At 62.0% G+C, this 13,408-nt stretch carries 11 protein-coding genes, 1 tRNA gene and 3 pseudogenes; 7 read left to right on the forward strand and 8 right to left on the reverse strand.

What is annotated here, in order from left to right; translation table 11 throughout:
- A partial coding sequence (locus tag IVB36_RS27995; RefSeq protein WP_247391779.1) for a transposase occupies positions 1 to 440 on the reverse strand: 440 nt, incomplete at its 3' end.
- 391 nt (positions 441 to 831) lie between these two features.
- Here IVB36_RS27995 and IVB36_RS28000 point away from each other — a divergent pair.
- Together IVB36_RS28000 and IVB36_RS28005 are read left to right on the forward strand one after the other, a co-directional pair.
- Positions 832 to 1,585, forward strand: a pseudogene (locus IVB36_RS28000) (IS6 family transposase).
- 208 nt (positions 1,586 to 1,793) lie between these two features.
- A pseudogene (locus IVB36_RS28005) lies at positions 1,794 to 2,042 on the forward strand (IS5/IS1182 family transposase); the annotation flags it as partial.
- 361 nt (positions 2,043 to 2,403) lie between these two features.
- On the opposite strand, the gene IVB36_RS28010 reads toward IVB36_RS28005, so the two are convergent.
- Positions 2,404 to 2,595: a hypothetical protein gene (locus IVB36_RS28010; RefSeq protein ID WP_247393821.1), complete on the reverse strand. Its 192-nt coding sequence runs from the start codon at positions 2,593 to 2,595 to the stop codon at positions 2,404 to 2,406.
- A 603-nt stretch (positions 2,596 to 3,198) separates the two neighbouring features.
- Between IVB36_RS28010 and IVB36_RS28015 the strand changes: the two are divergent.
- A pseudogene (locus IVB36_RS28015) lies at positions 3,199 to 3,622 on the forward strand (transposase); the annotation flags it as partial.
- A 482-nt stretch (positions 3,623 to 4,104) separates the two neighbouring features.
- Here the strand turns inward: IVB36_RS28015 and IVB36_RS28020 are convergent.
- The gene (locus IVB36_RS28020) at positions 4,105 to 5,727 is read right to left on the reverse strand and encodes an NEL-type E3 ubiquitin ligase domain-containing protein (RefSeq protein WP_346731066.1); all 1,623 of its coding nucleotides are present in this window, start codon (positions 5,725 to 5,727) and stop codon (positions 4,105 to 4,107) included.
- A 712-nt stretch (positions 5,728 to 6,439) separates the two neighbouring features.
- On the opposite strand from IVB36_RS28020, the gene IVB36_RS28025 reads away from it, so the two are divergent.
- Entirely contained in the window at positions 6,440 to 6,625 is a 186-nt protein-coding gene (locus tag IVB36_RS28025) for a hypothetical protein (RefSeq protein WP_247393827.1), read from the forward strand.
- A gap of 504 nt (positions 6,626 to 7,129) precedes the next feature.
- On the opposite strand, the gene IVB36_RS28030 is transcribed toward IVB36_RS28025, so the two are convergent.
- Positions 7,130 to 7,324, reverse strand: coding sequence for a chorismate-binding protein (locus IVB36_RS28030; RefSeq protein ID WP_247300651.1), 195 nt, complete (start codon positions 7,322 to 7,324; stop codon positions 7,130 to 7,132).
- Between the two features lie 283 nt (positions 7,325 to 7,607).
- On the opposite strand from IVB36_RS28030, the gene IVB36_RS28035 reads away from it, so the two are divergent.
- Positions 7,608 to 7,805, forward strand: coding sequence for a Dabb family protein (locus tag IVB36_RS28035; protein WP_083926520.1), 198 nt, complete (start codon positions 7,608 to 7,610; stop codon positions 7,803 to 7,805).
- Between the two features lie 762 nt (positions 7,806 to 8,567).
- Here IVB36_RS28035 and IVB36_RS28040 read toward each other — a convergent pair.
- The 3 genes from IVB36_RS28040 to IVB36_RS28050 all read right to left on the reverse strand — a co-directional run bounded on the left by IVB36_RS28040 (position 8,568) and on the right by IVB36_RS28050 (position 10,822).
- A tRNA-Val gene (locus IVB36_RS28040) sits at positions 8,568 to 8,642 on the reverse strand.
- 156 nt (positions 8,643 to 8,798) lie between these two features.
- Positions 8,799 to 10,097 (reverse strand): hypothetical protein, encoded by a 1,299-nt coding sequence (locus IVB36_RS28045; protein WP_247337937.1) that lies wholly within the window; start codon positions 10,095 to 10,097, stop codon positions 8,799 to 8,801.
- A gap of 119 nt (positions 10,098 to 10,216) precedes the next feature.
- Positions 10,217 to 10,822: a DUF1134 domain-containing protein gene (locus IVB36_RS28050; RefSeq protein ID WP_018458350.1), complete on the reverse strand. Its 606-nt coding sequence runs from the start codon at positions 10,820 to 10,822 to the stop codon at positions 10,217 to 10,219.
- Between the two features lie 139 nt (positions 10,823 to 10,961).
- Here IVB36_RS28050 and IVB36_RS28055 point away from each other — a divergent pair, with 139 nt between their 5' ends.
- Positions 10,962 to 11,447 carry a YHS domain-containing (seleno)protein gene (locus IVB36_RS28055; protein WP_026233560.1) on the forward strand — a complete coding sequence of 162 codons (486 nt, stop codon included), beginning with the start codon at positions 10,962 to 10,964 and terminating at the stop codon, positions 11,445 to 11,447.
- A gap of 14 nt (positions 11,448 to 11,461) precedes the next feature.
- Here IVB36_RS28055 and IVB36_RS28060 read toward each other — a convergent pair whose 3' ends face one another.
- The gene (locus IVB36_RS28060) at positions 11,462 to 12,289 is read right to left on the reverse strand and encodes a 3'(2'),5'-bisphosphate nucleotidase CysQ (protein WP_247300655.1); all 828 of its coding nucleotides are present in this window, start codon (positions 12,287 to 12,289) and stop codon (positions 11,462 to 11,464) included.
- 171 nt (positions 12,290 to 12,460) lie between these two features.
- Here IVB36_RS28060 and IVB36_RS28065 point away from each other — a divergent pair, with 171 nt between their 5' ends.
- The gene (locus IVB36_RS28065; protein ID WP_018458347.1) at positions 12,461 to 13,114 is read left to right on the forward strand and encodes a histidine phosphotransferase family protein; all 654 of its coding nucleotides are present in this window, start codon (positions 12,461 to 12,463) and stop codon (positions 13,112 to 13,114) included.
- The last annotated feature ends 294 nt before the right edge of the window (positions 13,115 to 13,408 follow it).

The raw sequence follows: 13,408 nt of genomic DNA on the forward strand, positions 1-13,408 counted from the left end.
ACCGTGACGCGCTTGAGGTCCTGGCTGCGTAAGGCGCCGGCTTCGTGCGCCACCCGCAGGCTCTCGGCCAGCAGCAGCTCCAGCTTGTCGCCGAGCCGCTTGCGCCAATGGCTCAGGTCCGAGCGTTCGTGCGGGAAAGCGTGCTGGAAAAACTCTTCGCCGGTGAAGAACTGGAAATAAGGGTCGTGGACCCAGCGCTCGCACACCCCCTCATCGGACAGCCCGTAGATATGCTTGAGCAACAACAGCCCGATCATGAAGCGGGTCTCGATCCCGGGCCGGCCGTTCTCGCTGTAGAGCGGCGCGATCTCGCCGTCGATCCAGTCCCAATCGATCTTGCCGGCAAGCAGAACCAACTCGTGCTTCAGATTGATGATCTGGTCCAGCCGCGCCCGGAACAGATCGTTCGATCCCGTCGTCCTGTGCTTCTTCGGTCGCATCGGCCCCTCCGATGCACCACAGAATCATGGTCCGCAGCGAAAGGGAATCCACAAACGAAAATTGCAAGGTTTGGGGGCCTCAAGCCCCCAATCCCTGCAATCTCAAATGCCGCCGCAACCGGAAAACTGACTCCTGCTCAATCGCTTAGTGCCTTGTTCACGGACGACGACTCTCGTGCTGGGGTGGACGGCCCTTTCCGCTACTCCGGGGGCAAGATGAGGAGTCGTCGACCTCAAAGAAAGGAGACGCCCGCGAAAACAATTGTTCACATCGGTTTGGATACGCGAAGAGTGTAGTGTTTCAGCTGCATGGCGTTGAGCCGAGGGTTGAGGGTGCGGAATGCGCGGTCAAGTCAACGAATTGGAGCGGCCGAGCGGGCCGACGAGCGGCATGCCAACCGCCCGGGGTTTTTTCTCGCCCTCATGGTTCCCACCGGAAGTGATCTGCTATGCCGTTTGGATGTATTTCCCGTTCCTTAAGCTTGCGCATGGTCGAGGAAAATGCTGGCGGCGCGCGGCATTGTCGTGACCTATTAAACCGTGCGCCAGTGGGGAACGAAATCCGGCAAGGCGTTCTCCTTTTGGATCCGCCAGCGCGCTCCGCGCGCGGCGACAAATGGCATCTGAATGAAATCGCTATCTCGACGCGGCCGAACAACATTGGCTCTGGCGCGCTGTCCACCAGAATGGCCTCGTTCCTCGAGGTCTTAATCCAGCGCCGAAGAGACTCGCGCGCTGCGCAGCGGCTTGTCAAGAAGCTCTTGAAATTCGCCGGCACGCCGCCGCGCGTGATGATCACGTACAAACCCCGTTCGTACGGAGCTACAAGGGCGAAGATGGGCTTTCACAACGACCATCGCCACCACAAAGCTCGCAACCACCGGGCTGAGAATTCTCACCCGCCGACCCGGCGACGCGAGCGGATCATAAAGCGGTTTAAATCGTCCCGTCAGGCTCAGCGGCTTGTGTCAGTTCACGATCAGGTCGCAAACCTTTTCCACGTCCGCTATTCCGGAGCCGTCATTGCCGACTTCCGTCGTGCTTCGCGCAAGCCAGCCTTTGCGACTTCCTGCGCGATCCGCGACAAGCTATCGCCGATTCTCAAACCTCTGAGAGGTGCCTTCTTCGGCTCAGTGCCAGATTAAATCGACGATGCCCTTTTGAGGCAGCTATGGCTCAAGCTGTCGACGAACGCGCGACTTCTCCACGAACCATTTCCCGTCAAAGGCATCAAGACAAGGTGGGGCGGTTCAGCTTGTTCTTCGGGACCAGCGGTCCTGACGGGCTGACGATTTTCAGTTGGACCGGCGGTCGTGGTTCTCTGCTCGTCAGAGTGCATGAGCGGAGGTTTGGATGCGGCCACGGGAGCGGCGCGAGACCGGCGAGCAGGATCTGTCTTGCTCCGGGCTCGATCAGATCATCGACATGAAGCATTCGCCGGTGACGCTGGCGCGCACGCTGGATTGGGACTCCCTGGAGCAGGCGTTCGGAGCGGTCTACACGGACGGCCCTGGCCAGCCGCCGCTGCCGACGCGCTTGATGGCGGGGCTCGCGATCCTCAAGCACACCTACGACCTTTCCCAGGAGGTGCTGTGCGAGCGCTGAGTGGAGAACCCCTCCATGTCCCCTTTTTCAAGCAAAAAGATGCGAAGCACCATCACCGCACCGGAGGTGCGGCGTGGTGAACGATTGTGAGGTGATTGCTGACAGGTCGGGAGCAGGACGACGATGGCGACGGTCGATCAATCTTCCATTCGCGGATCAAAGACCGCACGAGCGTTTGTCGTCGCAGGCCCACCTCGGACTCAGTGCGGGCGTCGGCAAACACGCTGGCCCGATGGGGTTCTCGAGGATTGCCTTGACTGTTCGTCCTGCCCCCGGCCAAACAGGCCCGGCGCGAGCGCGACGGTGAAGCCACCGGCTTCACCTCCTGGGCAATGGCCCAAACGAAGCCGCACAGCTCTCACGCAATCGGTGCCACCACCACGGTTGGCTTCTTCCCGGCTGCGCTTAATGTTCGAAACCGTTTACAAAGGCGAAGTTGCGCCTTCCAGGCAATGTCGCGAACTATCTTGGGAAGCCGCACGACGATCTCGGCCTTGTCCTTGGCAACTTGCGGTGGATAGCGATAGCTCCAGGCGGCCTCGATGAGCATTCGCCCGTGCCTCGCCGTTGCCGGTCTTGGTGATACCGCCGCGCCAGATCCGTTCGCCGCTTGACTGCTCCGAAGGCACTAGGCCGAGATACGACATCAGCTGCCCGCGCATTCTCAAAACGACCGAGATCGCCGACTGCGAGAAACCTCGCGGAGGAGATGAAATCGAGACCTCGCAACCCACGCAGTGCCTCCACAAGCGGTCCCATCGGCCAATGAGCAGCCATCGCGCTGATACGCCCGATAAGCTGGTCACGGCGGTCTTGTGCCGTCCAGACTGCTTCAAGGTAATACTGAAAAACGATCTGACGCGCGGGCTGATCAAAGGTCTGACCGGCGAAGCCAGGAGCGATGTCGCTGGGTCCAGTGCTTGCCGGTCTCGTAGCGGCGGCCGTGACGTAACAGGAATGCGAGCAATTGCTGCCGGGCTCGCACGAGCTGCATCGATGCATCCATTCGCGCCCGGGTGAGATCGCATATTGCCTTATGTCCTTCATAGGAATTCGCGTGAGGTCGCCCGAACGGTGTAGGATCGCCAACTTTTCGGAATCGCGCCGGTCAGTCTTAGCATTACAGTTGCCTTTTTTGCGGGCGTCTGAATCCATGGCGGCGGGAGCCGGAGCCAAAGGACCGCGGCTGCACGACTGGTGTCATCTCGAATTGGCCGACCTCGGGGCCGAGCAGTTCAACAGCGCAAATGATGGTTTAGAGACGCGCGGTCTACTGATCCGTCGTCGGATCGCCGATGATGACCTCGCCTTCTTCACCACCTGGTGCCCAGCGGGAACATCAATTGAAACGCTGGTCGCGGTTGAAGGCCATCGATGGGCGATCGAGGACAGCTTTGAAACCGCGAAAAACGAGTTCGGGCTCGATCATAACGAGAGCAGATCCTGGCATGGCTGGCACGGTCAGATCTCCTTGGTGATGCTCGCCTTTGCCATGATGGCCGCGATCCGACATCGCGCTAATCCGCCACCGCCCAAAAAAAACGAAACGTCGCCCCCCGGCAAAAGCCAAAGCATAACCACACCGCCACTGATCCGTTGGTCAATCCAGGAAATCCGCCGCATTGCCATCAGACTTGCTCGAAAGCGTATTCAACCCGTACGCATCATCGCATGGTCTTTCTGGCGCAGAGCTCATCAGGCTGCCGCTCCACGCGCTCACGTCAAATCAAAAAGACAACTGTAATGCTAATTCAACCTACTCGGTGCCCACGTCCACCGAATGACCCAGGGGATATCGACATCCCGCGGCCACCCTTTCGGATGCTCACTCCGACCGCCCGGCCGGGTGTTTCAATCCTTAGGATCAAATGGAATTTCCTGTCGATCCCATCAGCCCGACCAAGCTGTTCGTGGCCATCAATCAGTGTCATCAGTGAACACTCATGTCGTCAGCCTCGCCGGCGCTTCGTCTGGCCCAACATACTTCTAGAGAGGGATTGATCACGATAAGCGTGGATCACACAATGAAAGCCGAGTGTGTTGTTCCGAACATCGACCGCTACGATACCCGACCGCGCCCGCCGTCTCCCCTCGCGGCCTGCGCTGGCGCGGCCGGCTGCAGCGTGAGGCCGTGTTCCCCGAGAACTTGGCGCGTCAGCGCGCCATTGATCTCGCGGGCGATCTCGTCGCAGATCTTGGCTCCGAGCTGCCGCTCGGCGTCCGCGTCGCCGTTCAGACGAAGATCAGTGAGCCGTTCCGTCAGTCGGCTCTCGAACTCCTCACCCATCGCATCGACGAGCCGATCCTGCATCTCTGCATGAGCTTCGGGCGCGATGCGGCGCAGCACCGTGTCCCAAGGTTGCCAGCTCGTTGCCAGATAGTCGGCGAATTCCGCCGCCTCCTTGCTTCGCACGACGGCCTCGGCGGTGGCAAGGTCATGTTCGTCCACGTGAGCCACACCGAAGTAGCGCATGGCTGGGGCGATGTGCTTCAGGTCCAGCCGGTCGCGCAGTTTGACTTGATATGCGAGATAGACCTCGATCTCGTCGACGAACCGGAGCGAGCTGACCTTGTCTCGGGCTATCCCGTCCAGCACGCCCAAACGGAACATGACCCGGCCTTGTTCGATGAGCTTGTCGAGGCGCTCGTCGTAGGCTCCCTCCTCGACATCAGCGTTCAGCCGTGCGGTCTGCATGTCGTTCCAAGCCAAAGTGATGCGATCCTGGCAGCTCGCGCTTGCTCCGATGGCCGACTGGAAGTACTGGGCGCGCAATCCCGGCCTGATCGCCGCCTGCCGCAGATCGTCTGCCACTCCCACCCGGAACTCGGAGTTGCTAGAGTTCACCGTGTCCAGTAGCCTATCGAGGAAGCGAGCGTATTCTTTAGCACCCGGCTCTTCTGCGAAGGCTCGCCAGAGCGCTGCTGTGTTTGGCTCGTTGGGGAGCCAAGCCGCGACCGCATCGCACAGAGGGCGCGCTTGATCTTGCGCCGCCCCGTCATGCACCGAGAAGAAGATCTGCGGTCCGGCATAGTCCTGGCTATTCAAGGTTGACGCCAAGTTCGTTAGCACCCGCTCCGGCAGCGGATTATTTTCTAGCTGAACGCGGCATTCCGAGCCGAGCTGCGTCGGCAACGTCTCGGGCAGGCTGGTCAGTTGGTTGTTCCTGAGGTCGAGCCGACGGAGCCCAGACGGGAAGGCGGCAGGCAGACTGGTCATTTGGTTGTTGCTGGCCTCGAGCTGCTGAAGCGTTGGTGGCAGGTTATCGGTCAGACTGGTCAGCCGATTGTTGCTGAGGTTGAGCCGACGGAGCCCAGCTGGCAAGGCCTCGGGCAGATCGGTCACTTGGTTGTTGCTGGCGTCGAGTTGCTGAAGCGTTGCTGGTAGGGTATCGGTCAGACTGGTCAACCGATTGTTGCTGAGGTTGAGCCGACGGAGCCCAGCCGGGAAGGCGGCAGGCAGGCCGCTCACCCGGTTGCCGCTGACATTAAGGTCTTGAAGTCCGGCCGGAAAAGCGTCGGACAGGCTGGTCAGCAGGTTGTTGCTGGCGTCGAGCCAGAGGAGGTTGGCCTGGCCGTCGATCGACAAACTACTCAGCCGATTGTGCATGATAGAGAGCCCCTGCATCTCTGGCGGCAGGACGGGCAAAGTGGTTAGCCCCAGAGATGCCAGGTTCAGCGGCACGTGTACATCAGCCACTTCCTGCCAGGCTCTCACTCGGCTTACTGCCTCTCGCCGATCCTCCTGTTCGCCCTGTCCCGGTTCGGCGACCCAGCTTTCCAGCTGTCCTTGAGCCGGGGCAGGGCCGGTGGCCACCCTCAAGGCTTCGACCCACTGTGCTGCAGCCTGAGTGAGACCGCACAGGCAGCTTTGCCGGTGCCTACGTTCGGAAGTTTCGGAATCAATGCGGGCGCTTCGCTGGGTCTGTTCTGTATGCATAATTCTTCTTCTAAATGAAGGAAGTGGCGCCGGAGCGGCGGTTCTCTACCTTGATCGCCATCGCTACTGAGTGACCACCGAGACATGATAAAGCAGGCTCCAGGACCGCGCTTGCCAACCTAGGACCGCCCGAACACGCTACCCATTCGTTCGCGGTCAGATGCAGCCGATCATAGTACGTTCGCGCGAAACTTGAGTCGTCCAATCGGTTGACATCCATCAAGCGCACATCGCATTCTCCTCCGCAGATCAAGCTGGATCTGGCGGTCCAGGCAGCGGCGTCTCACCATAGCAGGCTTAGCTGTCCATGAGCTGACGAGCCGCAGAACAAGACGCCAGTGTGCCGAGGGCCCTATCAATGGAGCCGCATCCATTCACTCGCGCAACGTCCCGTGCTGACGACATCCGATGCCATTCGTCGACCGAAAATCCGCATAGTTCTCGCAGATCAGATCGAGTGTTTGATTTCATCCTGGGTTTCGGCCCGAGCGACAGCGGTAACACCCATGTCGCGGTGGCTGTCGGACATGCCCTTATCGCGGTCGACGGTCTCGTCCAAAAGCGCCACCTGCTCGGCGCGATTTGTCGCGACCCGCGCTCCTCTCGCCTCGACGGCTTCGATTGTCTAATCCTTGACCAGTAGGAACTCGATGCGGCCGAGACTCGGATCGATAACCAGCTCGGTTCTGTTGGTCGATTAGCCGTCACCTAAATGCAATGCGATCAGCTGCCCGTCGCTTGGGTTATGGTCCTTTCCGAGATCGCAAGCGCCTCATGATGATGTCCGGATAGGGTGGGTCATCCTCTGCAATGGCGGGCCGGCGAGCTCGCCACCAGTCGATTGACCGAGGTCACCACGACCACCGTCTCAGCGGGACATCGCCGGCCCGGCGGACCGGGCCAGAAACTTGCAAATTAAGGCCGGGCCGGCGCGTGGCCCCAGTCAAACGACGTGCCATCGACGCAAATGCAGTGGAGGATCACAGAGATATTGTGCGCAATGGCGAAGTTGCCTTTTCGTACCGACCCGCTTCGCGAGCTTTATTCCCAAGGCCTTCCGCGTTTCGCTGATGGTGAGCGGCGATTTCAGCGATGGTGAGCACATTTCGCGCGATCGGCCGCGCCTTTGAGCTGATCTGCCGGCGCGTCAAACTTTTGTGAAATGCTCGGGCGAACTCGATGCAATGGTGAGCTTGCCATACCGAAGAAGGTCGGCAAAGGGAGCCGAATTCATTTTCCGCAGCTGACAATAGAAGGCTATCAGATCGAACGAGTTCGCCAGGCGAGCGCTGAAGCGCTGCGCAATGTTGACCTGGAAGGCGTCACCCGACAGATCAATCACGCGTTGTACAGCCGTGACGGCCTGGCCTGGTGTAAAGGAGGGGCTGAGACTGTAACCAGCCCAACAAATTCTTCGACTGTTCGGCGAGCTCTCTCACGCCGGCGAACCGGATCCTGCTCCGGCCACCCGGTAGAAAGGACCAGCATTTGTCATGGCGGTAATCCAAGCTTATCACGCCTCGTAAAGATATAGGAGTGCCTGAGGCAAGCGATGCCTCCCGCCGGTATCGTTCCAGCGTCCTGTTCAGCTCGTAGCCAAAAAAAGCCGGCGGCGCCGCCCTGGAATGCCGGGAGATCGGCGCGACGGCCTTTCCGTTCTCGCCAAAATCCCGCACGCACGCCGGCTTGAGCTCGCTCGCAAGCGCAAGAGTGACCGGCTTGGCAACGAAATTGACGTGATCGTCTGCGGTGAATTCGAGGACGAAGTCGAACTCGAAGCCTATAAAGCGCACGAGCTTTACCAGGAGTCGATCCGGCAGTAGCTCTCGGAGCGGACTGACCTGAGCGAAGTCAATCCGCAACTTCGCGATGAACTTTGAGTAGATGCTTCCGTGGAGGTCATTAGCTTCGCGCGGATCGACGCTCGACGACTGGGGCAGAAGACACTCGATGTGCAGGAGATCGAGTGCGGCAACGCGGAAGAAGCTCTTCAGCTTGGCTCTGCCGGGGAGGCAAACCAACCGATCGAAGTCTGGTGTGGCCCACGGCGGCTCGGTCGCTTTGAGCCAGAGCGAAGGTAAGCGAGACCGCTGCCGCCCCTCATTCTTGACCTTGGCCGAGCGTCGCCTTCATCAAGGCGAGCAACACATCAGCCAGCAAGAGACGGTGATAACCTAAACGTCGATCGTTATGGCTGCACGATGTGCCATCGCGGATGGGTGACGAGTACCGCGGATACGCACGGGCAAATGAGAACCCGTCAGCCCTACGTCGCTGGCGGGTTTTTCTTTAGGGACGCAGCCGAAGTCCTGCTGCTCGGCAGAGTGATCGCTTACCGCCTGAGAAGGACTAAAGGCAGAGCGAAACAGTGCAGGAACGTCGCAGGACAAGAGCGCGTCGAGACAAACGAGGTCGCCTACACTGGTTGGGTGGGGAGAACATCGAACGGTCGTACGATGACCAGCCGAGCCGTTCTGTAGACCTCGCACCATCATTGCCCGCTTCGTGCCCCTATTGTGCCCCCGCTTTTTTGGGGCACATACTTGGAGAACCTCGCCGCTAAGTGGCTGATTTAGCTAGGTTAATGGTGGGCGCACAAGGGATCGAACCTTGGACCTCTCCCGTGTGAAGGGAACGCTCTCCCGCTGAGCTATGCACCCGAAACCATCATGCAGGCGACCCGAGTTTCGGCCGCCGATGCTTTGGAGCCCGCGATTTAGAAGTGCAGGCCGAAGGTGTCAAGTTTCGAGGCGCTGCCGGGCCGGAAAACCTTCCCCCGGACCCGCAATTCGGCGGTCAGACCATCTTGGGGCCGCTTACGCGCCCTGCTGGCGGGCGCGGGAGGCGTGGGCCTGGAGCGCGCGGATGCGTTCGGCCAGTGTTCCGCCGCCTTCGGGCAGGGTGCCTGCGGCGGTGCCGTTGGCAGGGGCGTCGTTGGCCGGGCGTGGCGCCGGCCTCGGCGGCTGGCCGGCCTCCGCCGCGAGCAGGGCCTCGATCGGCGAGTTCGGCCCTTCGAGCTGCATCGCGAGCTTGGCCACCTCGGCTGCGATGTCGTTGATGCGTTCGCGCAGCAGCGCGTTCTCCATCCGCTCGGTCGCCCAGGAGCTCTCGGCCTGTTGCTGGATCGCGTTGATGTCGCGCTGGAGCTTGGCGCGCTCGTCGCGGGCGGTGTGCAGCTGCTCCTCGAGCGCGGTCTTTTCCGCGCGGATCGATTCCATTGCGGCCGAGGACTTGCCGCCGCTCAACGCCGCGATCTCAACGCGCAGCTCCTTGATGATGCGCTCATTGGCCTCGTTGGCCTGGCGGAGCTGGTTGTTCTCATAGTCGCGTTCGGCGAGCAGCTTGCCCTGCGTGGCAAGGCGTCCCTCGAGATCGCCGACGCGGCCCGACAACATCTCGGCCTCTTTCACCTGCACGATGAGTTGGCGATCGAGGTCGGTGACGCGCTGGCTCAGATTCTCGACGCGGCCGCGGGCGTCGCCGAGCTCGCGCGAAGCGGTCTCGGACTCGGTGCGCTCCTGCGCCAGCCGCGCCTGTGTCGCGGCAAATTCCTTTTCGGCGTCGCCGACGCGGTGCTTCAGCTCCTCGATCTGCGCACGGACCGCGACCAGCTCGACCTGACGGCTCTCCGCCATCATCGAGCGGTCGGACAGTTCGGAATTGATCTTTGCGAGCTCGCCCTGCTTGTCGGTCAGCGCGAGCTCGGCGGCGCGCAGGGCTGCGGTCTTGGTGTTGAATTCCTCTTCCGTGGCGCGGAGCTGCTCCTTCACCGCCTTCTCGCGCGCTTCGAGCGCGAAGATCGTGGCGTTCTTCTCGCCGAGCTCGATCTTCATGCGGTTGATGGCGTCGCTCTTCTTGCCGAGCTCGGCGAGCTGGCTCGTGGTCTTGTTCTTGAGCTGGTCGACGCTCATCTCCAGCCGTCGCGCCGACATGGCGAACTCGGCGCGGAGCTGGTCCTTGTCGGCCTGGATCTCGGCCATCGACAACGGCGTGGCGGCCTCGAGCCGGCGCGTGGTCAGGCGCACGGCGCGGTTATGCACCAGCGGCACGATCGCGAGCCCGCACAGCATCGAGAGCAGGAAACCGATCGCCAGGTACATGATCGGTTCGACCATGGGCCAGAACTCCCAAAGCTAAGGAAAAATTTACCAAGGACATTGCATGCGGGGCCGGCAAAAAGCCAGCCCCGACATGTCGTTAACCTTGATCCGTCGCCGGAGGGGAAAGCGGAACGCTAGAACGGGTTCCAGGTCGCGCGCGGGGTGAATTTCAAATAGCCGATATTGGCTCCCAGCCGCAGGCCGAGGCCCGAGCGGATCGGCACCAGCACGATGTTGTTGGCGGTGAGCGCCGTCATGCCGAAGCCGCCGATGATGTAGGCCGAGCCGTCGAGGCCGGCGAAGCGCTGGTAGATCGCGTTGGTGGCGGGCAGATTATAGACCAGCGTCATGGTGCGCGCGCCGTCGCCACCCCAGTCGAAGCCGAGCGAGGGACCCTGCCAGTAGACCCTGAGGTCACCGGCGTTCTTGGTGTAGAGCGTGCCTTCGCCGTAGCGCAGGCCGGCGACGAAAGCGCCGGACCCTTCCTCACCGAGGATATAGCCGTTGGGCAGGCCCCATTGGCTGACCGCCTTCTCGATGATCGAGGCGAGACCGCGCGAGACGTTGCCGAAGAAGCGATGCCCGGCGTTCACGAGTTCGTCCGGCCCATAGGTGCTGGGCGTCTGGGTCCGCTGCGGCGGCGGCAAGTCGGGCGGCGGCGGCTGCTGGGCGGAAGCCGGACTGATCCACCCGACCATCGCGGCAAGCGCGACTGCGGCAAGGCGTGATGCGAAAGTCATAAAAGAACCCCTGGTATCGAATCCGGTCGCTTCCTTAACCTGGCGCCAACAGGCGCGGCTCTAGGTTGCGCCGGATGTCCCCTCGACTCGGATGTTATCCGCAGCAACTATGACGGCACAACGGCAGGAAGCCAGCCCTTTGCGCCCCGGAATTGCCTTGATCGGCCTTCTGGTCTGCATGCTGTCGGGCATTTGGATCCTCTGCGCGGGGTTGCCGGCGCAGGCGGCCACCACCGAGCGGATCGTCGTCAACCGTTTCAGTGGCGTGGCGATCGAGGGCTTCGACCCCGTGGCCTATTTCGTCGCTGGCACGGCCGTGCAGGGGACGGCCGAGTTCGAGGCGAACCTGTGGGGCGCCGTCTGGCGCTTTCGGAACGAGGGCAACCGGGCGTCTTTCCTCGCCCATCCCGAGGTCTACGGGCCGCAGTTCGGCGGCTACGATCCGGTCGATATCGCCCGCGGCGTCATCATCGCCGGTAACCCCCGCTTCTTCGCGATCGCGGCGCAGCGGCTCTATCTGTTCAGCCGGGAAGCCAATCGCGACGCCTTCGCCGCCAATCCCGAGCGCTTCCTCTATGAGGTGGGCAAGCGCTGGCCCGCCCTCCAGGACAAGCTCAGCCAGTAGGCCCCTTTACGACCTCAGAGTCTTGCCGCCTGCGGGTCACCCCAAGCAATGAACTCCGGGATGATGAAGCCGCCATCGTGCCGCTCGCCGAAGCGGAGCGCGCCGCCCTTGCCGTCGGTCACGCTGCCGCCGGCCGCGGTCACGACCGCGTAGCCGGCCCCGACGTCCCATTCACAAGTGGGCCCCAAGCGGGGGTAGATGTCGGCACTGCCTTCCGCGATCCGTCCGAATTTCACGGCCGAGCCGACCGCCTTTCTGACGGCGCTGGGGCGATGATCGATGAACGCCTCGGTTCGGGGATCTCCATGCGAGCGGCTCACCGCGGCGATCCAGGGTTCGCCCAGGGGCGGCAGCTTGCGGGTATGGATCGGCTCGGCAGCGCCGATGGTTGCGCCGTCGAACCCGACGCGCTCGGCGCCACGGCCGACGATGCCGCGCCAGAGCAGCCCGAGTGCCGGCGCGCTGACGATGCCCAGCAGCGGCACGCCCGATGTCACCAGGGCAAGGTTGACGGTGAACTCGTCGCGCCCGGCGACGAACTCCTTGGTGCCGTCGAGCGGGTCGATCAGGAAGAAGCTGGCGCGGAACGGCGGCGAGGCGAGCTGGGTCCGCTCTTCCGAGAGCGTCGGGATGTCGCCCGCAAGCTGTGCCAGCCCGTCCGCGATGATGCGGTCGGCCGCAAGGTCGGCCTCGGTCACCGGCGAGCCGTCCTGCTTGCCGTCGACCCGCATCGCTGCGCGGTTGACCGCGAGGATGGCTTCGCCCGCCTTCACCACCAGGGCGGTGAGCGGCTCCATCAGGTGGGAGGCGGCCGCGCCGTCGATGATCCGCTTCACCTGCATGCCTCATTCATCGGCAATTCCATCCCTAAGCGAGTGATTCGCCGCGGCATTAGGGCCGCTTCGAACCGATCGCAAGCTAGCTGCCACGTGCCAGCGAATGTTAGAACCTGCGGCATTCGTCAAGCATGCTTGATTCGCCGCGTCCGCGCCGTGCAATTCCAGGAACCCTTTATGTCTGACGCTTCGTCACCCGCTACCGCCACCGCTCCAGATGCGCTCGAACTCGCTGCGCTGCTGTGCTCGCGGGTCTGCCACGATCTCATCAGCCCTGTCGGCGCCATCGTCAATGGGCTCGAAGTGCTCGACGACGATCCCAAGCCCGACGACCGCGAGTTCGCACTCGACTTGATACGCAAGAGCGCGAAAACCGCCTCCGCTCGCCTCCAGTTCTGCCGCCTCGCTTTTGGTGCGGCCGGCTCGTCCGGCGCGCAGATCGATCTCGGCGATGCCCAGACCATGGCGCGCGGCCACATCGAGGACGGCAAGTGCTCGATCACCTGGAATCTGCCGCGGATCTTGCTGCCGAAGAATCGCGTCAAGCTGCTGCTCAACATGCTGGTCGTTTCGCAGCACACGATCCCGCGCGGCGGCACGCTGACGATCGATCCGATCGGCGAGGGCGAGACCATGAGCTTCCGCATCACCGCGACCGGACATAATGCGCGCCTGCCGCAGAACATCTCCGAGCTCCTGAGCGGCGAGCGCGGCCCGGCTGCGGATGCACATGCGATCCAGCCTTATTATACGCGGCTGTTGGCAGAGGCTTGCGGGCTGACCGTGAGGCTCGCGCACGAAGGCGAGGCCATCACCATTATCGCGTCGTAGACACGCCGCCGCTCTCAAACGTTAATCGAATCTTTACGAGGCGCTTCGGCTTGTCCGGAGCGCCTTATCTCTTTGTTGGTTCCGTTCTTTTCCACATACTCAACCATTATTAAACGCTTTGCGGTGAAGCTGGCCCCATTCCGAATTGGCGCATCACGTCTTGTGTGCGCGCCCTCCCTGTATGAAGGCCTGTTTTCATGGATGATCTGTTGCGGGAGTTTTTGACGGAAACCAGCGAGAGCCTGGACACCGTGGACAATCAGCTGGTGAAGTTCGAACAGGAGCCGAACAACG

It is taken from the genome of Bradyrhizobium sp. 35 (assembly GCF_023073215.1).
Classification (GTDB): Bacteria; Pseudomonadota; Alphaproteobacteria; order Rhizobiales; family Xanthobacteraceae; genus Bradyrhizobium; species Bradyrhizobium canariense_D.